Origin of the sequence: Croceicoccus marinus (genome assembly GCF_001661675.2) — a bacterium.
Classification (GTDB): Bacteria; Pseudomonadota; Alphaproteobacteria; order Sphingomonadales; family Sphingomonadaceae; genus Croceicoccus; species Croceicoccus marinus.
The window spans coordinates 958,393-977,922 of the sequence record NZ_CP019602.1 but is presented as its reverse complement, the minus strand read 5'-3'; the positions used below and the strand labels follow the sequence as shown (position 1 = coordinate 977,922).

The 19,530-nt window shown below is 65.6% G+C and carries 13 protein-coding genes; 6 read left to right on the top strand and 7 right to left on the bottom strand.

Translation table 11 applies throughout. From position 1 onward, the window contains the following. Positions 1–121 precede the first annotated feature (121 nt). The 3 genes from A9D14_RS04715 to guaA form a co-directional block, all read right to left on the bottom strand. Positions 122–415, bottom strand: coding sequence for a hypothetical protein (locus tag A9D14_RS04715; RefSeq protein ID WP_157668137.1), 294 nt, complete (start codon positions 413–415; stop codon positions 122–124). A gap of 49 nt (positions 416–464) precedes the next feature. Beyond that, on the bottom strand, positions 465–689 hold the full coding sequence (locus A9D14_RS04710) for a hypothetical protein (protein ID WP_157668136.1): 225 nt from the start codon (positions 687–689) through the stop codon (positions 465–467). 157 nt (positions 690–846) lie between these two features. Continuing rightward, a complete protein-coding gene (guaA, locus tag A9D14_RS04705; RefSeq protein WP_066843384.1) occupies positions 847–2,463 on the bottom strand; it encodes a glutamine-hydrolyzing GMP synthase in 1,617 nt (538 codons plus the stop codon). Positions 2,464–2,720: 257 nt separating this feature from the next. Between guaA and A9D14_RS04700 the strand changes: the two genes are divergently transcribed. Next, on the top strand, positions 2,721–3,026 hold the full coding sequence (locus A9D14_RS04700) for a UrcA family protein (RefSeq protein ID WP_066843382.1): 306 nt from the start codon (positions 2,721–2,723) through the stop codon (positions 3,024–3,026). Between the two features lie 91 nt (positions 3,027–3,117). Here the strand turns inward: A9D14_RS04700 and A9D14_RS04695 are convergent, their stop codons facing one another. Next, on the bottom strand, positions 3,118–3,843 hold the full coding sequence (locus A9D14_RS04695; RefSeq protein ID WP_232468767.1) for a ZIP family metal transporter: 726 nt from the start codon (positions 3,841–3,843) through the stop codon (positions 3,118–3,120). A gap of 86 nt (positions 3,844–3,929) precedes the next feature. Here A9D14_RS04695 and gyrB point away from each other — a divergent pair, with 86 nt between their 5' ends. Continuing rightward, complete coding sequence (gene gyrB / locus A9D14_RS04690; RefSeq protein WP_066848272.1) at positions 3,930–6,458, top strand: DNA topoisomerase (ATP-hydrolyzing) subunit B; 2,529 nt, start codon at positions 3,930–3,932, stop codon at positions 6,456–6,458. Between the two features lie 51 nt (positions 6,459–6,509). Here gyrB and A9D14_RS04685 read toward each other — a convergent pair whose 3' ends face one another. Both A9D14_RS04685 and A9D14_RS04680 read right to left on the bottom strand, forming a co-directional pair. Then, on the bottom strand, positions 6,510–6,881 hold the full coding sequence (locus tag A9D14_RS04685; protein ID WP_066843374.1) for a response regulator: 372 nt from the start codon (positions 6,879–6,881) through the stop codon (positions 6,510–6,512). A 109-nt stretch (positions 6,882–6,990) separates the two neighbouring features. After that, the gene (locus A9D14_RS04680) at positions 6,991–7,893 is read right to left on the bottom strand and encodes an ROK family protein (RefSeq protein ID WP_066843371.1); all 903 of its coding nucleotides are present in this window, start codon (positions 7,891–7,893) and stop codon (positions 6,991–6,993) included. Between the two features lie 66 nt (positions 7,894–7,959). Here A9D14_RS04680 and A9D14_RS04675 point away from each other — a divergent pair, with 66 nt between their 5' ends. Genes A9D14_RS04675 through A9D14_RS04665 form a run of 3 tightly spaced genes read left to right on the top strand, consistent with a single transcriptional unit; the run spans position 7,960 to position 14,848 of the window. After that, a complete protein-coding gene (locus A9D14_RS04675; RefSeq protein ID WP_066843366.1) occupies positions 7,960–11,400 on the top strand; it encodes a transglutaminase family protein in 3,441 nt (1,146 codons plus the stop codon). Further along, on the top strand, positions 11,397–13,916 hold the full coding sequence (locus A9D14_RS04670; protein ID WP_083987635.1) for a circularly permuted type 2 ATP-grasp protein: 2,520 nt from the start codon (positions 11,397–11,399) through the stop codon (positions 13,914–13,916). Before A9D14_RS04675 ends, A9D14_RS04670 begins: the two co-directional genes overlap by 4 nt. Beyond that, entirely contained in the window at positions 13,913–14,848 is a 936-nt protein-coding gene (locus tag A9D14_RS04665) for a transglutaminase family protein (protein ID WP_083987633.1), read from the top strand. The genes A9D14_RS04670 and A9D14_RS04665 overlap by 4 nt, the downstream gene beginning before the upstream one ends. A gap of 24 nt (positions 14,849–14,872) precedes the next feature. Here the strand turns inward: A9D14_RS04665 and proC are convergent, their stop codons facing one another. Further along, complete coding sequence (gene proC, locus A9D14_RS04660; protein ID WP_232468765.1) at positions 14,873–15,640, bottom strand: pyrroline-5-carboxylate reductase; 768 nt, start codon at positions 15,638–15,640, stop codon at positions 14,873–14,875. 236 nt (positions 15,641–15,876) lie between these two features. Between proC and putA the strand changes: the two genes are divergently transcribed. Continuing rightward, on the top strand, positions 15,877–19,515 hold the full coding sequence (putA, locus tag A9D14_RS04655; RefSeq protein ID WP_066843358.1) for a bifunctional proline dehydrogenase/L-glutamate gamma-semialdehyde dehydrogenase PutA: 3,639 nt from the start codon (positions 15,877–15,879) through the stop codon (positions 19,513–19,515). Positions 19,516–19,530 lie beyond the last annotated feature (15 nt).

Sequence of the window (19,530 nt, the reverse complement as noted above, 5' to 3'; positions counted from 1 at the left end):
TCTTTGGATGCGGTTCAGGAAAATGGCGTGGCCCTGCGCGCAGGGCATGAATGACCGGTGGCTTGGCCAGCGGCCTGAAATGAAAAACGCCGCACGGCAGGCTGCCGGCGACGCGAAGGCCCTATTCCAGCGGGCGGTCCACCAGCATGACGGTGGGCAGGACGACCGTGCGGAAAGTCCCGGTAAAGGGCTTGCCCAGCGGCCGATTGCGTTTCTTGCGGCATTCGGCCGAAACGGCATCGCCGCGATGGTCGGGCCGGGCGGTGGGGGCGTTCTGAAGCCCCGCTGCTTCGCTGCATTCGGCGCTGACCACCATGCGCGCATGCGCCGGCGCGACCAGCGAGGTCATGCCGAAGACAAGGGCAAGGAGAGCGAGGAGCCGTTTCATGCGTGCGGCAAGATAAGCCTTCTGCAAGGCCGCGTCCAGCATGCGAAGGCGATATGGCCCAATTTAGTCGCGACAATCAGGCGAAAAGATCGTGATCCCTGTCCTTCTGGTGCGAATTTGGCACCGGAAGCTGGCAATCCTCGCACTCGCGGTCGATCTCGCGCTCGTCGTCGACCTCTGTGTGGCCCAAGCCCATCATGCGAGCGGTGAAGGTGATCGGCATCATCCACCATTCAAGCCAGAAGGCCTGAAGCGACAGGTTGAGATCGTTCGGTTTGTAATCTTGGTCCATGGCGTTCACCGGGCACTCCAGTTCTGGCCGCCGGGTGCGTGGGCGGCCCGTCGGGCGGACGACTGGCTGCGTGCCCACCCTGTTGAACGAACGGGCCGCACCATAACCCGTTCCGCTTTCGCAGGGAAATGGTTTGCGCCGGCCCGTCGCGGGCCGGTTCTGCCGCCTATTCCCACTCGATCGTGCCGGGGGGCTTCGACGTATAGTCATAGACCACGCGGTTGATGCCCTTCACCTCGTTCACGATGCGCGTCGCGCATTGCGACAGGAAATGGCTGTCGAACGGATAGACATCCGCGGTCATCCCGTCGGTGCTGGTCACCGCGCGCAGGGCGCAGACGAAATCATAGGTCCGCCCATCGCCCATCACGCCCACGGTCTTGACCGGCAGCAGCACGGCGAACGCCTGCCAGATCGCGTCGTAAAGCCCCGCGTTGCGGATCTCTTCCAGATAGATCGCATCGGCCTTGCGCAGGATGTCGGCCTTCTCGCGGCTGACCTCGCCCGGGATGCGGATGGCAAGGCCCGGTCCGGGGAACGGGTGGCGGCCGACGAAGATGTCGGGCAGGCCCAGCTCGCGGCCCAGTTCGCGCACCTCGTCCTTGAACAACTCGCGCAGCGGTTCGACCAGGTCCATGTCCATGCGTTCGGGCAGGCCGCCGACGTTGTGATGGCTCTTGATCGTGACGCTGGGACCGCCGGTGAAGGAAACGCTTTCGATCACATCAGGATAGAGCGTCCCTTGCGCGAGGAAATCCGCGCCGCCGATCTTCCTGGCCTCGTCCTCGAACACGTCGATGAAGGTCTTGCCGATGAACTTGCGCTTGGCTTCGGGGTCCGAAACGCCTTCAAGTCCTTTAAGGAACAGGGTCGAGGCGTCCACGTGGACCAGCGGGATATTGTAGTGGCCCTTGAACAGGCCGACCACCTGCTCCGCCTCGCCCATGCGCATCAGGCCGTGATCGACGAACACGCAGGTCAGCTGGTCGCCGATCGCCTCGTGGATCAGCACGGCGGCAACGGCGGAATCGACGCCGCCCGACAGGCCGCAGATCACCTTGGCATCGCCGACCTGCTCGCGGATCTCGGCGATCTTGACGTCGCGGAACTGCGCCATCGTCCAGTCGCCCGCGCAGCCGCAGACGTGGCGCACGAAATTGGCGATCAGCTTGCCGCCGTCGGGCGTGTGCACGACCTCGGGGTGAAACTGCGTCCCATAGAAGCGGCGCTTTTCATCGGCGATCACCGCGAAGGGCGCGCCGTCGCTGGTGGCAACGATCTCGAACCCCGGCGCGAATTTCGTCACCTTGTCGCCGTGGCTCATCCAGACCTGGTGACGCTCTTCGTTCTGCCACAGCCCGTCGAACAGCGCACATTTCTCGGTCACGGTCAGGAAGGCGCGGCCGAACTCGCCGCCCTCACCTGTTTCGTGGCCGGGACGGACTTCTCCGCCAAGCTGATGCGTCATGACCTGCTGGCCATAGCAGATGCCCAGGATCGGCACCCCTGCCTCGAACAGCATCTGCGGCGCGCGCGGGCTGTTTTCGTCGGGCACGCTGGCGGGGCTGCCCGACAGGATCACGCCCCGCGGCTTCATCCGCCTGAACGCCTCTTCCGCCATGGTAAAGGGCGCGATTTCGGAATAGACGCCCGCCTCGCGCACGCGGCGCGCGATAAGCTGGGTCACCTGGCTGCCGAAGTCGACAATCAGGATGGTATCGCCGACGGAATCGGAGCCGAGGCGCGCTGCCGCGCCCGAAGTTGCTGAGGGTTCATGAGCCATGGGCGCGCGATAGAAACGCTGCCCGATTCTGTCCAGATGCGGCGATCGATTGCACGCGGAAGCCGAAACATCAGGCAGGGCAAGCCGATGGATGACTAACGGGCGATTTACTGTTGCATAAAACGCAAAATCGACCGCTGTTTTCGCATTTGCGCAACCGCATGGTGCAGTGCACAAAAGGCTCGAACGAATGATAACTGGCTGACCTAAACCAGACGGGATGTTTGAACCTGGCGGCACACTCAAAGGAGGAATTTATGCGTAAGTTTATCGTTCCTGCTCTGGCCGCTCTTGCCACTTTCGGCATTGCACCGGCCGCGCACGCTGAAGACGTCGAAGTCCGCGTGGACTTCTCCGACCTCGACCTGTCGCAGGAAACCGACGTGAATGCGCTGAAGTCGCGCGTTCTTGCCGAGGTTACCGAGACCTGCAACGACGAGGTTCCGACCTTCTCCAGCCGACTGCTTGTCCGCTCGTGCATTCGCGACGCGATGGAGCAGGCCGATGCGCAGATCGAAGCGCAGCGGTCGCTGGCCATGGGCGCAACCGACGAATTCGGCTGATCGGCCCACTCCGGCTTTCCAGCCGGGGCAGAGTTTCGAAAGGGGCCGTTCCGGACATCCGGGGCGGCCCTTTTCCTTTGGTTTGTCCGTCTTACCCGCCCAGCTCGCCGAGAAGGAAGGCAAGCACGAGCCCCAGCGCGGTCGCGACACCGGCAAGGTGATGGTCCTTGCGAAAGGCGGTCGGGAACACCTCGGTCGCCAGGCTGGCGACGACCGCGCCCGCCGCGAAGCAGCGGATGAACGCCAGCCATTCCGGCGACACCTTTGCCAGCAGCAGATTGCCCGCGATCGCTGCGGCGGAAAGCACCGCCGCGGTCACCGCCCAGATCGCGACGATGCGGCCATTCGACCTGTCCCCGTTATCCGCCATCTGCTTCGCCCCGCCCGCCGCCTCGGGAAGGTTCGACAGGAAGATCGATCCCGCCAGCGCGGCCACCCCCATCGGCCCCGCCCCGATCAGCGCCACGCCCAGCGCCAGGTTTTCCGGTATTCCGTCGAGGCTGATCACCGCCAGCAACCCTCCGCCCGAATTGGGGCCCCATTTCTCGTCGATCAGATAGTCGGCCGCCGCGAACACGATCGCTCCGGCAGCCACCCCGGCGCTCGCCAGGAAGACGCTGGACTGCTCGATCGCCGGTTCGATCAGCTCGCTGACCAGCGACAGCACCAGCGCGCCGCCCGCCAGCGCGATCAGGAAGCCCTCCAGTCTGCCCGACATGTGCCCGTAAACGCCCCAGATCGCCCCCAGCAACAGCGCACCCGACACCGCCAGCACCACGATCAGGGTCATCATCACGTCGATTATCCGCCTTTCCATCGGCCAAAGTGCCGCAATTGTGGAAAATCGCCGCGCGGGATGCGGTTCCGCTTGGGGGTTCGGCCCGCAATTCCTATATCGTGGTCATGGAAGAAAACGGTGCGACGCCCGCGAACGAGGGTGCAGAGAACAAGCCCAAGGGTCCCAATGGCAACCTTTACGGAGCCGAATCGATCAAGGTGCTGAAGGGACTGGATGCGGTCCGCAAGCGTCCGGGCATGTATATCGGCGACACCGATGACGGCTCGGGCCTGCACCACATGGTATTCGAGGTGTCCGACAACGCCATCGACGAGGCGCTGGCCGGCCACTGCGACCGCGTGATCATCGAACTGCATCCCGACAATTCGGTATCGGTGGACGACAATGGCCGCGGCATTCCCACCGACATCCACCGCGAGGAAGGCGTCTCGGCGGCAGAGGTCATCATGACCCAGCTGCATGCGGGCGGCAAGTTCGAGAATACCAGCGACGACAATGCCTACAAGGTGTCGGGCGGCCTGCACGGCGTGGGCGTGTCGGTGGTGAACGCGCTGTCCGAATGGCTGGAACTGACGATCTGGCGCGACGGCAAGGAACACTGGATGCGGTTCGAGCTTGGCAATGCCGTCTCGCCGCTCAAGGTGGTTGGCGATGCGCCGCTGAACGACGACGGCGAACCGCGCAAGGGCACGCGCGTGCGCTTCCTGGCCAGCGACCAGACGTTCAAGAACGTGAACGAATACGATTTCGACAAGCTGGAGCACCGCTACCGCGAGCTGGCGTTCCTGAATTCGGGCGTGCGCATCATCCTGCGCGACCTGCGTCATGAAGAACCGCTGGAGCACGATCTGTTCTACGAAGGCGGCATCGGCGCGTTCGTGTCCTATCTGGACCGCAACAAGCAGCCGCTGATCCCCGAGCCCATCGCCATCATGGCCGACCGGGACGGCATCGGGATCGAGGTCGCTCTCGAATGGAACGATTCCTATTACGAGAATGTGCTTTGCTTCACCAATAACATCCCGCAGCGCGACGGCGGCACCCACCTCGCCGCGTTCCGCGCTGCGCTGACGCGTACGCTGAACGGCTATGCCGACCGGTCCGGCCTGATCAAGAAGGAAAAGGTCAGCCTGTCGGGCGAGGACATGCGCGAGGGCCTGACCGCCATCGTGTCGGTCAAGCTGCCCGATCCCAAATTCGGATCGCAGACCAAGGACAAGCTGGTCAGCTCCGAAGTGCGCCAGCCGCTCGAAAGCCTGATGAGCGACAAGATGAGCGAATGGCTGGAGGAAAACCCCGCCAATGCCAAGACGATCATCCAGAAGGTGGTCGACGCCGCCGCCGCGCGCGAGGCTGCCCGCCGTGCGCGCGAGATGAGCCGCAAGGGCGCGATGAGCGTCGCCAGCCTGCCGGGCAAGCTGTCCGACTGCCGCGAAAAGGACGCCACCAAGTGCGAACTTTTCCTGGTCGAGGGCGATTCCGCAGGCGGTTCGGCCAAGAACGGGCGCGACAGCCAGTATCAGGCGATCCTGCCCCTGCGCGGCAAGATCCTGAACGTGGAGCGTGCGCGTTTCGACCGCATCATCTCGTCCAAGGAAGTCGGCACGCTGATTCAGGCGATGGGCACGGGCCTGCGTGACGAGTTCAACCTGGAAAAGCTGCGCTATCACAAGATCGTGATCATGACCGACGCCGACGTCGACGGCGCGCATATCCGTACGCTGCTGCTGACGTTCTTCCACCGCCAGATGCCCGACATCGTGAAGGCGGGGCATCTCTATATCGCGCAGCCGCCGCTCTACAAGGTCGCGAAGGGCCGGTCCGAGGTCTATCTCAAGGACAATGACGCGCTCGAACGATATCTGGTGAACGCGGGGCTTGGCAGCCGCGTGCTGGAAACTTCGGGCGGCGCGCGCGGGGGCGAGGATCTGGCCGCGCTGGTCGAAAAGGCGCGGCGTTTCCGCAACGCGCTGGCCTTTGCGCCCAATCGTTATGACCTGGGCGTGATCGAGGCGCTGGCCCTTGCCGGTGCGCTGGCACCGGGCATCGATGCACCGACCCGCGCGGCCGCCCTGCAGCGCGCATCGGAATGGCTGCAGCGCGGCGATACCGAGGCGCGCTGGGCCGCGGAAGTCACCGACGAAGGCTATGGCATCTCGCGCATCTGGCGCGGCGTCACCGATTTCCACGTGATCGAGAACAAGTTCCTGGAAAGCGCGGAAGCGCGCAAGATCAGCAAGCTGGCCGAGGAACTGGCCGAACCCTTCGAGGGGGGCGCCAGCCTTGTCCGCGTGTCCCAGCAGGCGCAGGCCGAACAGTCCGACGACGACGAGGAACAGACCGAGGCCCAGGTCGTGGCGACGATCAACCGGCCCAGCCAGCTGCTCGACCAGATCATGGCGGCAGGCCGCAAGGGGCTGTCGGTGCAGCGCTACAAGGGTCTTGGCGAAATGAACGCCGAGCAGCTTTGGGAGACCACGCTTGACCCGAACAATCGTGCGCTGCTGCAGGTGAAGGTCGAGGATGCGGACGTTACCGACGAGATCTTCACCCGCCTGATGGGCGATATCGTCGAACCGCGCCGCGAATTCATTCAGGAAAACGCGCTGAACGTCGCCAATTTGGACATCTGATCGGCCAGCGCGTCGCCTGCGACACTGTCGCGGGCGGCGCGCTGCATCAGGTCAGGCGCTTACCAGCGGCCTGACTGCGGCCATCAGGATCAGGCTGTCGACCGGCTTGTCGAGGCATGTGGCATCGGGGAATTCGTCCCTGATTTCGGGATGGCTGCAATTGGCGCTGATGAAGACGATCGGCACCGATCGCTGGCGTAGCAGCCGCGCCAGCGGCCATACCAGTTCATCCCGCAGATTGATGTCGAGTAACGCGATCGACGGATCGCCGGCCTCGGCCATCGCCATGCCCTGCTTCAGTGTCAGGGCGGGTCCGATGACGTCGAAGCCTGCAGCCTCGCACTGGTCCGCCACGTCGAACGCGACAAGCGCTTCGTCATCGACGACAAGGACGCGGACTGCTGATCTTGAGGCTTCTGCCATTATTCTCCTAGCTGTGAGATTTCTGGCGATCCGGATGGGATCGCGATATTTACACGCCAATTCGCGGTCTAACCTGCCGCTTGCTGCAGTGCTTTAACAATTATTACACTCAGCGCAACGACTTACCTGCGGAAGCCATGCTGTCCGTTGCAAGCAGGATCGCGCCCAGTGGCCCGGCATCGGCGCCAAGGGCTGGCGGAACGATCAGGCGGTCCATGGCGGCGCGGTCGACTTCAGGCAGATATCCGGCGATGATCTGCGGCACCCTGTCGGCAGCGCGGCGCACCAACGACCGCTGGCCGAGCCCCACGCCGCCGCCGATAACGATCCTCTGCGGGGACAGTGCAAGCAGCAGATTGGCGAGCAGTTGCGCCAGGTCGCTGGCTATGGTGTCCCAGCGCGGGTCCTGCGGGTCCGCCGCCGCCGCATCGCCTGCGAAACGCGCATGAAGTGCCGGGCCACTGACCAGCCCTTCCAGGCAGTCGCCATGGAACGGGCAGACGCCGGCAAAATCGTCCCCCTCCACCCGGCGTAGCATCATGTGGCCCAGTTCGGGGTGCAGCAATCCGTGCGCGGGTCGCCCGCCCACCACCACGCCGCCGCCGATCCCGGTGCCGATGGTGATATAGATCAGGCTGTCACACCCTTGCCCGGCCCCCAGCCGCGCCTCGGCAAGCGCTGCCGCGTTGACGTCGGTATCCAGTGCGACCGGAATGCCGAACCGGCTCAGCTCCGCCAGCAGATCCGTTCCCTCCCACCCCGGCTTGGGGGTGGCGAGTATCTTCCCGTAATCATGGGCTGCGGGATCGATGCGCACCGGGCCGAAGCTTGCGACGCCGATCGCGGACAGCGGTTCATGGTCGTGCCATTCTGTCAGTACACGCACCGCCTTGCCCAGCGTTTCTTCGGGCGTGGTCGTCGCGATGGCCACCCGTTCGGCGATCGACCATCCTCTGCCGCGCGCCGCAACAAGCTTGGTGCCGCCGATCTCGATCCCGGCATAATGTGTCAAACGAACCTCCGAGGAAATAATTTCGCAGTTGCAATGTGACCGGCAGGGGTCCGATAAGCACCGGTTATGATCCGAGCAGCCCTGCACCACCGCACCGCCTATGTCTATGACAGGCCCGTCCGCCTCGGCCCGCAGGTGATCCGCCTGAGACCCGCACCGCATACGCGCACCGAGGTGCCGAACTATGCGCTGAAGATCGAACCGGCCGGCCATTTCATCAACTGGCAGCAGGATCCGCACGGCAACTGGCTGGCGCGTGTCGTCTTTCCCGAGCGCGTGACCAGCTTTTCCATCGACGTCGATTTGATCGCCGATCTCGCCATCATCAATCCTTTCGACTTCTTCGTCGAGGAAGAGGCCGAGGAAGTCCCCTTCTCCTACCCGGACGACATGCGCGAGGAACTGTCCGCCTATTTCGATGCCGTGCCTGCAGGCACCGAGTTCGAGGCGCTGGTGAACGAATGGGCCGGCAGGCAGCAGGGCCGCACGATCGATTTCCTGGTCGCGATCAACCAGGCTCTGGAACAGCGGATCAGCTATGTCGTGCGGATGGAACCCGGCGTGCAGACGCCCGAGGAGACGCTGGCGCTGGGCACCGGAAGCTGCCGCGACACGGGCTGGCTGATGGTCAACCTGCTGCGCCGCTTGGGTTATGCCGCCCGTTTCGTGTCGGGCTATCTCATTCAGATGAAGGCGGATGTCGAGCCGGTCGAGGGCCCCAAGGGTCCTGAAGCCGATTTCACTGATCTGCACGCGTGGTGCGAGATCTTCGTCCCCGGCGCGGGCTGGATCGGGCTTGACCCCACCAGCGGGCTGTTCGCGGGCGAAGGGCATATTCCGCTGGCCGCCACGCCCCATTACCGCTCTGCCGCGCCGATCACCGGCGTTGCCGAACCGGCAGAGGTGAACTTCCATTTCGAGATGCGCGTCGACCGTGTGCATGAAGCGGTGCGGATCACCAAGCCCTTTACCGACAATCGCTGGCAGGCGCTGCTCGATCTGGGGGCGAAGGTGGATCAGGCGCTTCAGGAAGGCGACGTGCGCCTGACGATGGGCGGCGAGCCGACCTTCGTCGCAGCAGACGACCCGGAAGCGCCCGAATGGAACGGCGAGGCCGTCGGCCCGACCAAGGCCGATTATGCCGACAGGCTGATCCGCAAGCTGCGCGACCGGTTCGCGCCGGGCGCACTCCTCCATCATGGGCAGGGCAAGTGGTATCCGGGCGAAAGCCTGCCGCGCTGGGGCTTTTCGCTCTACTGGCGCAATGACGGGACGCCGATCTGGAACGATCCATCGCTGATTGCGGGGGGCAGCGACGATCCCGATACCGATGCGGTCCACGAGCAGACGGTCGATGCCGACGATGCGCAGGCCCTGATCGGCGGAGCCGCCGCCGCCTTGGGCCTGACGGGCGAGACGATCCAGCCGGTCTATGAAGATCCGCACAAATGGATCGAGCGCGAAGCGGAATTGCCGGTCAATGTCACCGCGCTGGACCCGAAGATCGACGATCCGGAGGAACGCCAGCGGATCGTCAAGACGTTCACGCGCGGGCTGACCAGCCCGGTCGGTTTCGCCCTGCCGATCCAGCGACAGGAAACGCAGAAGCAGAAGGACCAGCAGCAGAAGGCCCAGACGCAGCAGGCACAGCCCGCCACGGGCCCCCGCTGGAAGACCGAGCAATGGACGACCCGGCGCGGCGCATTGTTCGCGGTGCCTGGCGACAGCGCGCTGGGCTATCGCCTGCCGCTGGGGTCGCTGCCGCATGTGCCCAAGTCCGACTATCCCTATATCCACCCGCGCGTGTCGACCGATCCGGCGGAGCCGCTGGCCGATTTCCGCCACCAGTCCGCCCCGACCGGACGCGACCTGCGCGAAGCGACGCCGCCCGAGGACGGCTTCGCGCCCACCGACCAGCGCGTCGAGCGTGTCGCCGCCCCCGACGGTCATGCGCAGGAACGCGTCGAACAGGAAATCAGCGCCGAGGCCGTACGCACCGCCATGACGGTGGAGCCGCGCGGGCATTATCTGTCGGTTTTCGTGCCTCCGGTCGAATCGATGGAGGACTTCCTGGAACTGGTCGCCGCGATCGAGGATATCGCGGCGAAGATGGGCAAGCCTGTTCGGATCGAGGGTTATTCCCCTCCGCCCGATCCGCGCGTCAACGTGCTCAAGGTCACGCCCGACCCCGGCGTGATCGAGGTCAACATCCACCCCGCCGCCAGCTTCGAGGAGATCCGAGCGATCACCGAAGGGCTGTACGAGGATGCGCGCGAGGTCGGCCTGACCGCCGACAAGTTCATGGTCGATGGTCGCTCGATCGGCACCGGCGGCGGCAACCATATCGTGCTGGGCGGCAAGAGCCTGCCCGACAGCCCCTTCGTGCGCCGCCCCGACCTGTTGAAGAGCTTCGTGCTCTACTGGCAGCGGCATCCTTCCCTAAGCTATCTGTTCTCGGGCCTGTTCATCGGACCGACCAGCCAGGCCCCACGTTTCGACGAAGCGCGGCACGACAGCCTGTACGAGCTCGACATCGCGCTGGCGCAGGTGCCGGGGCCGGATACGCCGCCGCAGTTTCCATGGATCAGCGACCTGCTGTTCCGCAACCTGCTGGTCGACGTGACAGGCAATACCCACCGCAGCGAGATCTGCATCGACAAGCTCTATTCGCCCGACGGTCCGACCGGCAGGCTGGGCCTTGTCGAGTTTCGCGGGTTCGAAATGCCGCCCGAAGCCAAGATGAGCGTGGCGCAATTGCTGCTGATCCGCGCGCTGACCGCGATGTTCTGGAAGAAACCGCTGTCGGGATCGCTGGTGCGCTGGGGCACCACGCTGCACGACCGCTTCCTGCTGCCGCATTTCTGCTGGACCGATTTCCTCGACGTGCTGCAGGACCTGCGCGAGGCAGGCTTCGACTTCGACCCAAACTGGTTCGAGGCGCAGCGCCAGTTCCGCTTCCCCATCCACGGAGAGGTCGAGGCTGGCGGCGTCGCGCTGGAAATCAGCCACGCGCTGGAGCCGTGGAACGTACTGGGCGAAACCGGCGCGATCGGCGGGACGGTCCGCTATGTCGATAGCAGCACCGAACGGCTGCAGGTCAAGGCACGCGGGCTGGTGCCCGGCCGCCATGTCGTCGCCTGCAACGGCCGCCGCGTTCCGCTGCACCCCACCGGCAAGCCCGGAGAGGCGGTCGGCGGCATCCGCTACAAGGCATGGGCGCCGCCGTCCTGCCTCCATCCGCTACTCCCGGCGGACGCTCCGCTTACCTTCGATGTTTTCGATTCGTGGAACAATCGCTCGCTGGGGGGTTGTGTGTATCACGTGGCCCATCCGGGAGGACGATCCTATGGAGATGTGCCGGTGAACGATTTCGAGGCGGAAGCTCGCCGACGGGCACGATTCCAGGCATTCGGCCACACGCCCGGCGATATAGAGATTCCGCCCGCAGAGGATGGTGGAGAGTTCCCGATGACGCTTGATCTTCGCAGGCCGCAACGCGCGGGATGAACGAAAATTCGCCAGTTTCCCAAGGGGATACGCTGTTCGGCCCCGACCCCGGCAACGATCCGCTGGGCTGGTACCGTGCGCCCGATCGTGGCGACATCTTCGCCACGGCGAGCGGCGACATGGCGAACCGCTGGCGCCAGGTCGCCTCTACGCTGGGGCAGCTGGGCGGCGGGGATCTGGCGAAGACCCAGTCCTATCTCGACCGCAATGTCGAGGATCTGGGACTGGCCTTCCGCCTGACGGGCGACGAGCGGGAGCGCCCCTGGCCGCTGGGCCCGATGCCGGTGCTGATCGGCGCCGCCGAATGGGACATGCTGGAGGCGGGGCTGATCCAGCGGGCCGAACTGCTCGAGCATGTCGTTGCCGACATCTATGGCGATCAGAAACTGGTCAACAAGGGTCATCTGCCTGCCGCCCTGGCCAGCGGAAGCCCCAATTTTGCCCGCCGGATGGTCGGCCTGCGCCCGCCCGGCGGCTATCATTTACGCGTTTATACCGTCGATCTGGCACGCGGACCCATGGGTGAATGGCGCGTACTGTCGGACCGCACGCGGCTGCCGACCGGCATCGGCTATGCCTTGGAAAACCGGCTGGCGCTGATCCGCAGCACGGGCAGCCTGCTCGCCGGCATCGGCGCGCGGCGCATCACCGAATTTTTCGAGGCCTTGCGCTTCGGCATAGCCGCGGACTGCACGCGAGCGGATCCGCGCATCGGCCTGCTTACCCCGGGCCGTTTCAACCAGAGCTATCCCGAACAGGCGCATCTGGCCCGCCACATGGGCTTTTCGCTGGTCGAGGGCCGCGACCTGACGGTGCGCGATGGCAAGCTGTATGTCCGCACTGTCGCGGGGCTCAAGCGGATCGACGGGCTGTGGCGCTGGATCAATACCAGCGACATCGACCCCATGGCCTTCGACCAGCATTCGCAGATCGGCGTCGCCGGACTGGTCGATGCCTGCAGGTCGGGCCAGCTGTCGGTCGCGAACTGGCCCGGTGCCGGCGTGGTCGAATCGCGCGCCATGTCCGCTTTCCTGCCCCGCCTGGCGCAGGTGGTGACCGGCGGGCCGCTGATGCTGCCCAATGCGGCGACATGGTGGTGCGGGCAAAAGGCAGAGCGCGACATTGCCCTGTCCCGCTTCGACGAGCTGGTGTTCGCTTCCTCGTTCCGGGGCGGCGTTCCCGGTATCCCCGAGGGCAGCACCCGCATCGGCGCGGACATGGACCCCGACGCGCGCGAACAGATCATGCAGGGTCTTGCCCGCCGCCCGATGGACTATGTCGCGCAGGAACTGGTCGCGACATCGACGACACCCTCGATCGTGAACGGCCGGTTCGAGCCGCGGCGTTTCACCCTGCGCTGCTTCCTGGCGCGGGGGCCGAACGGGCAGTGGATGGTGATGCCGGGCGGTTTCGCGCGCATTTCGAAGCAAGGGCACCTGCGTACCGCGCTGATGGAACGGGACGATTTCTCGGCCGATCTGTGCGTGGTGGGCGAAATGGACAGCAACCGTACCGTCCGCACGCCCGATCTGGACCCACCCTCGGTTCGGCGCGGCGGCGGGCAATTGCCCAGCCAGGCCGCCGACAATCTGTTCTGGCTGGGCCGCTATGGCGAACGCCTGCACCAGACCGCGCGGATCGTGCGCATATTGGTCGAGAATTCGGACGGACCCGCCGGGCGCACGGCCGTGCCGGAATCGGTCACCACCGCCGACCGGCTGGCCGCCCTGCTGCGTCAATGGTCCGCCGCACCGCTGGCCGCCGCGGACGAGAACCACCCGAGCCCGCATGACATGGCGATCTCCGCGCTGACCGATGGCTCGCTGTCGGGATCGATCCCCTCTCTGATCGAGAAGGCGCGCCAGATCGCGCTGCTGCTTCGCGACCGGCTTTCGCGCGACAGCTGGCGGGCGGTGCATCGCAACCTGCCCGCGGTCGACGCGATGGACAGCGATTCGCTGATCGACGCCTGCGACGCGGTGGTGGCGCAGACCGCGGCCATCACCCAGCTGGTGTCCGACAACATGGGCCGGACTGCTGCCTGGCGCTTTTACGACATGGGCATGGCGACCGAACGCGCCTCGATGATGCTGCAGGCGGTGCAGGCGATCGTGCCCGGCAGTGCGAGTGCCGAGGATCTGACCGCTTTGCTCGACCTGATCGACGGGACCGCGCTGTATCGCAGCCGTTATCTGACGATTCCCTTCATCGCCCCGGTGCTCGACATGGTGCTGCTGGATCCCGCGGAGCCGCGCGGGCTGGCGTACCAGGCCCGGCGGCTGGCCGAACATCTGGCCGCCCTGCCCGACCTGCGCCAGGACGGGCTGCCCGAGGAACCGTTCCGGCTGGCTCAGATGCTGAACGCCAGGATCGCCGGGCTGGATGCACGCCAGCTCGATGGCCCCACTCTGCAGGGTCTGCGCGACGATCTGGGCACGCTGGCGGCGACCATCGGGCGGCGCTATTTCCTGCAGCCCGACGCGCCGTCGCGCGAAAGCGGAGCGTTGCTGGCATGAACGACACAGGCGTTACCGAAACCGGCACGAATGATGCGGACGCGAAGGACGGGCGAGAGACGGTCACCTACCGGGTCGAGCACAGCACCAAGCTGTCCTATGCTACGCCGGTCGCGCAGGCGCGGTTCAATGTGCGACTGAAGCCCTATGCGTGGCCGGGGCAGGACATCTCGGACCAGCAGCTCGTGCTCAACCCCCAGCCTGCCAGCGCAGTGGATGAGGACGGGCCCTATCTGATCAACACCACGCGCATTCAGTTCGAGCAGCCGCTGACCGAATTGTCGGTGGCCAGCAGCTTTACCATGACGATCACCCCGCCGCCGCCGCCCACCACGACGATGAGCATACTGGATGTGCGCGAGATGGCCGCCGCGTCGCGCGATCTGTCGATCCGGTCGCCCGCGCCCTATCTGTTCGCATCGCGCATCGCGGGGCTGGACCAGGCGATCGCCGACTGGGCCGCGCCGATGCTGTCGCCCGAACGCTCGATCGTCGAGGCGGCGCACGAGCTGACCCATGCAGTGCATGAGAAGATCGCATACGAATCCGGCAGTTCGACCAGCCGCACCCCCCCGCACGAGGCTTTCGCCGCCGGGCGCGGCGTGTGCCAGGACCAGAGCCATGTGATGATCTCGGCGCTGCGCGCGCATTCGATCCCCGCGGCCTATATGTCGGGCTATCTCAACACCCGCCCGCCCCCGGGACAGCAGAAGCTCGTCGGCGCCGATGCGATGCATGCCTGGGTCGCCGTGTGGTGCGGAGACGATGGCTGGGTGACGTTCGATCCCACCAACGACCGGCTGACCGACAGCGACCATGTCACGGTTGGCATGGGACGCGACTTCGGCGATGTCTCGCCCATCGACGGCGTCTTCGTCGGATCGACCGTCCAGAACCTCAGCTATGCGGTGGATGTGCGCAGGGTGGACTGATCCGCCCCGCGCATCTCCATTGTCCTAGTCCCGCGACAATTCGCGCGAGCGTTCGGCGGCCGCTTCCACCGCCTCGGCCACCAGTTCGCGCAGGCGGCCCGTGCCCATCAGCACGTCGAGCGCCGCCGCGGTGGTGCCGTTGGGGCTGGTGACATTGCTGCGAAGCTGGCCCGGATCCTCGTCTGACGAGCGCGCATAGGCTGCCGCGCCATAGACGGTCTGGATCGCCAGCTCCTTCGACAGTTCCTCGGGCAGGCCAGACTTCACGCCCGCCTCGGCCATCGCCTCGATGAAATGGAACACATAGGCGGGACCGGAGCCCGAGACCCCGGTCACCGCGTCCATCAGGCGCTCTTCCTCGACAAAGGCGACGCTGCCGCTGGAGGAGAGCAGCGTCTCGCACACCGCGCGCGCCTTGTCGGTCACCGCTTCGTTGGCGCAGCACACCATCATGCCCTTGCCCACCGCGGCGGGCGTGTTGGGCATGCAGCGGATGACCGCGCTGCCCTGCCCCAGCGCACCCTCGATCGTGCCCAGCAGCGTGCCCGCCGCGACCGAGACGAAGGTCGTGCCGGCGGCCGCGAACGGCTTGTAGGCGGCCAGCACCCTGGCCATCATTTGCGGCTTGACCGCGATGATCGCCATGGCGGGCGCCTCGCCATCAATGATGTCGGCCACGTCGGCATGCACGCTGGCGCCGGTGCCCGCTGCGCGCTGGCGCAAATCGTCATTCGGTTCGACGACGTCGATGCGATTCGCAGGGGTGCCCTGTTCGATCCAGCCTTTCAGCATGGCGAAACCCATATTACCGCATCCGACGAGAAGAACCCGCCCGTCCGGTTGCGTGTTCTGACTCTGGCTCGAAATATCCGTGCTCATAGTTCCTCTTTCGGGTCGAGTGTCTGTCTTTTCGGATCGAAGTCCGCCGGGAGCGGTTGCAGCTAACATAAAGAAATGATTTGGCCACCCGAAGCAGACGGAAAATCGCCGATCAGGCGATCAAACGTCCAACCAGCCGAAAGGACTCCATGCTCGACAGGACTGCCGACTGGAACGACCCGTTTGCCCGTTTCGCACCCCCGATCCGCGAAGCGACGCCGCTGCGCCAGGCGATTACCAATGCCTATCGCCGGCCCGAACAGCAATGCATCGCCGACCTGTTGCCGCGCGCCGAAATGCCGCCGCACCTGCGCGTGCCGATCGAGAAAACTGCCCGCGACCTGGTCACCAAGGTCCGCAAGAAGCAGGACGGCTGGGGCGTCGAAGGGCTGATGCAGGAATATTCGCTGTCGAGCGAAGAGGGCGTGGCGCTGATGTGCCTGGCCGAGGCGCTGCTGCGCATTCCCGATGCCGGCACGCGCGACGCGCTGGTGCGCGACAAGATCGCGCGCGGAAACTGGCGTTCGCATCTGGCGCCCGATCATTCGCTGTTCGTCAATGCCGCCACCTGGGGCCTCGTCGTCACCGGCGAGCTGACCGAGCGGACCGACGAATTCGGCCTTGCCGCCGCGCTCAAGCGCCTGATCGGCCGCGCGGGCGAGCCGGTGATCCGTTCGGGGGTCCGCCTAGCCATGGAATTCATGGGCGAGCATTTCGTCGCGGGCGAGACGATCGACGAAGCGATCAGGCACGCCAAGGGCCCGGAATCGCGCGGCTTTACCTATAGCTATGACATGCTGGGCGAGGCTGCCGTCGATCTGAACGATGCCGCTGCCTATTACGCTGCCTATGAAAAGGCGATCCACGCCATCGGCCGCCGCGCCGACGGCAAGCCGGTCCATGCCGCCCCCGGCATTTCGGTCAAGCTTTCGGCCCTGCATCCGCGCTATCAGCGCGCGCAGGCGGACCGGGTGATGAAGGAACTGCTGCCCCGCGTGCGCGCGCTGGCGGTGCTGGCGAAGTCATACGGCATCGGTTTCAACATCGATGCCGAGGAAGCCGATCGGCTGGAACTCTCGCTCGACATCATCGAGGAGCTGGCCATGGCGCACGAACTGGCGGGCTGGAACGGCCTTGGCTGCGTGATCCAGGCCTATGGCAAGCGCTGTCCGCAGGTTCTCGACTGGCTGATCGACCTGGCCAAGCGTTCCGACCGCCGCATTCCCGTGCGGCTGGTCAAGGGCGCCTATTGGGATGCCGAGATCAAGCGCGCGCAGCTTGAAGGGCTGCCCGACTTCCCGGTCTATACCCGCAAGCTTCACACCGACCTGTCCTATATCGCCTGTGCCCGCCAGTTGCTGAACGCGCGCGAGCATATCTTTGCGCAGTTCGCGACACATAACGCGCAGACCCTGGCGACGATCTTTCACCTCGCCGACGAGATAAAGGGCGAAGCGTTCGAGCCGGGCGATTGGGAATTCCAGTGCCTGCACGGCATGGGCGAGGAGCTGTACGACGAGGTCGTGCCGAAGAAGAAGCTGAACCGGCCCTGCCGCATCTATGCGCCGGTCGGCACGCATGAAACGCTGCTCGCCTATCTGGTGCGCCGCCTGCTTGAGAACGGGGCGAACAGCTCGTTCCTCAACCGCATCTCGAACCCCGATGTCGAGATCGAGGATCTCATCGCCGATCCCGCCCGCCAGGTTGCGGAGATGGATCGTCCCGGCAGCATGCACCCGCAGATCTCGCTGCCGCTGGGTATCTTCCCGATGCGGCTGAATTCGGCAGGCATCGACCTGTCGAACGAGGACCGGCTGGCCGAGCTGACCGCCGACCTGAAGGAAAGCGCGCAGCGCGAATGGGTCGCGGGCGAACCCGGCAGTGGCACGCCGCGCGACGTGACCAATCCCGCCGACCGGCGTGACATCGTCGGCGTCAGCCACGACCTGTCGCCCGAAGACGTAGCCGGCATCATCGACAAGGTCGCCGCGTCGCATTGGGACGAGGTGCCGGTCAGCCGGCGCGCATCGGCGCTGCACCGCGCCGCCGACACCATGCAGGCGCAGATGGGCGTGCTGATCGGCCTGACCATCCGCGAGGCGGGCAAAAGCGTGCCCAACGCCATCGCCGAGGTGCGCGAGGCCATCGACTTCCTGCGCTATTACGCCAATCGCGCGGTCGAGACTTTCGGGCACGAGCAGGAGCCGCTGGGCACGATCTGCTGCATCAGCCCGTGGAACTTCCCGCTCGCCATTTTCACCGGTCAGGTCGCCGCGGCGCTGGTCGGCGGCAATTCGGTGCTGGCCAAGCCGGCCGAGGAAACACCGCTGGTCGCTGCCGAAGCGGTTCGCATCCTGCACGAGGCGGGCGTCCCCGACCATGCGCTGCGGCTAGTGCCGGGCCCGGGCGAGGTCGGTGCGGCGCTGGTCGCATCGGACAAGGTGCAGGGCGTGATGTTCACCGGATCGACGCAGGTCGCGCAGCTGATCCAGAAGCAGCTGTCGAAGCGCCTGTCGCCCGCCGGCAAGCCGATTCCGCTGATCGCGGAAACCGGCGGTATCAACGCGATGATCGTCGATTCCTCCGCGCTGGCCGAGCAGGTGGTGCGCGACGTGATCGCCAGCGCCTTCGACAGCGCGGGACAGCGCTGTTCGGCGCTGCGCCTGCTGTGCATCCAGGACGACGTGTACGACCGTACGCTGGGCCTGCTTAAGGGTGCGCTGGCGCAATTGTCGATCGGATCGACCACGCAGCTGTCGAAGGACATCGGCCCGGTCATCACCGAGGAAGCGCTGGAAGGCATCGAGAAGCACATCGCCGAGATGGAAGCCGCCGGCCACAAGGTCACGCGTCTGAAACTGCCGCCAGAGGCGGAGCATGGCAGCTTCGTCGCCCCGGCCATCATCGAGCTGGAGTCCACCACCGAGCTGACCCGCGAGGTGTTCGGCCCGGTCCTGCATGTCACGCGCTTCTCGCGCCACGACCTCGTGCCGCTGGTGCACGAGATCAACATGTCGGGCTATGGCCTGACCTTCGGCCTGCATACGCGGCTGGACGGGACGGTCGACCAGGTGGCCCGCGTGATCGAGGCGGGGAACATCTATATCAACCGCAACCAGATCGGTGCGATCGTGGGCAGCCAGCCGTTCGGCGGACATCGCCTGTCGGGCACCGGACCGAAAGCGGGCGGGCCGCTCTATCTGGGCCGCCTCGTCTCGCAGCCCCCTGCCCTGCCGCTGGCGCTCTCCGATCCGGCGGTGCACCAGTTCGCGCAGTGGCTGCGCATGCGCGGCGAGATCGCGGCATCGGACGCCGCGCGGGCCTATGCCGATCAAGGCGGCCTGGGCTATCGCGAAGTGCTCCCGGGTCCGGTGGGCGAGCGCAACACATACGAACTGCGCAAGCGCGGCCATATCCTGATCCGCCCCAAGACCAGGGCGGGGTTCCAGCAGCAGCTGTCCGCTGTGCTGGCCACCGGCAATGTCGCGGTGCTGGAGAACATGGACTGGGCCGCCGAATTGCCGCCCGAACTGCATGGTCGGGTCGAGACGCTGGGCCACCAGATGATCGCGGGCGCGCTGGTCGAAGGCAATGCCGACGACGTCGGCGCGGCGCTGGCCGAATTTGCCGAGCGCGACGGGCCGCTGGTCCTGACCCAGTCGGCAACCGAGGAGACCTGTGCTTCGGACGTTCCGGCCTATTGCCTGCACTGGCTGCTGGAGGAAGTCTCGATCTCGGTCGATACGACCGCGGCGGGCGGTAATGCCAGCCTGATGACGCTGGAGTAACGTTCGGAAATAAGA

What these genes read in the sequence shown, in the direction of transcription:
- guaA (WP_066843384.1), bottom strand. Translation starts at nt 2,463, where the DNA reads ATGGCTCATGAACCCTCAGCAACTTCGGGCGCGGCAGCGCGCCTCGGC.
- A9D14_RS04700 (WP_066843382.1), top strand. Translation starts at nt 2,721, where the DNA reads ATGCGTAAGTTTATCGTTCCTGCTCTGGCCGCTCTTGCCACTTTCGGC.
- A9D14_RS04695 (WP_232468767.1), bottom strand. Translation starts at nt 3,843, where the DNA reads ATGGAAAGGCGGATAATCGACGTGATGATGACCCTGATCGTGGTGCTG.
- gyrB (WP_066848272.1), top strand. Translation starts at nt 3,930, where the DNA reads ATGGAAGAAAACGGTGCGACGCCCGCGAACGAGGGTGCAGAGAACAAG.
- A9D14_RS04685 (WP_066843374.1), bottom strand. Translation starts at nt 6,881, where the DNA reads ATGGCAGAAGCCTCAAGATCAGCAGTCCGCGTCCTTGTCGTCGATGAC.
- A9D14_RS04675 (WP_066843366.1), top strand. Translation starts at nt 7,960, where the DNA reads ATGATCCGAGCAGCCCTGCACCACCGCACCGCCTATGTCTATGACAGG.
- A9D14_RS04670 (WP_083987635.1), top strand. Translation starts at nt 11,397, where the DNA reads ATGAACGAAAATTCGCCAGTTTCCCAAGGGGATACGCTGTTCGGCCCC.
- A9D14_RS04665 (WP_083987633.1), top strand. Translation starts at nt 13,913, where the DNA reads ATGAACGACACAGGCGTTACCGAAACCGGCACGAATGATGCGGACGCG.
- proC (WP_232468765.1), bottom strand. Translation starts at nt 15,640, where the DNA reads ATGCTGAAAGGCTGGATCGAACAGGGCACCCCTGCGAATCGCATCGAC.
- putA (WP_066843358.1), top strand. Translation starts at nt 15,877, where the DNA reads ATGCTCGACAGGACTGCCGACTGGAACGACCCGTTTGCCCGTTTCGCA.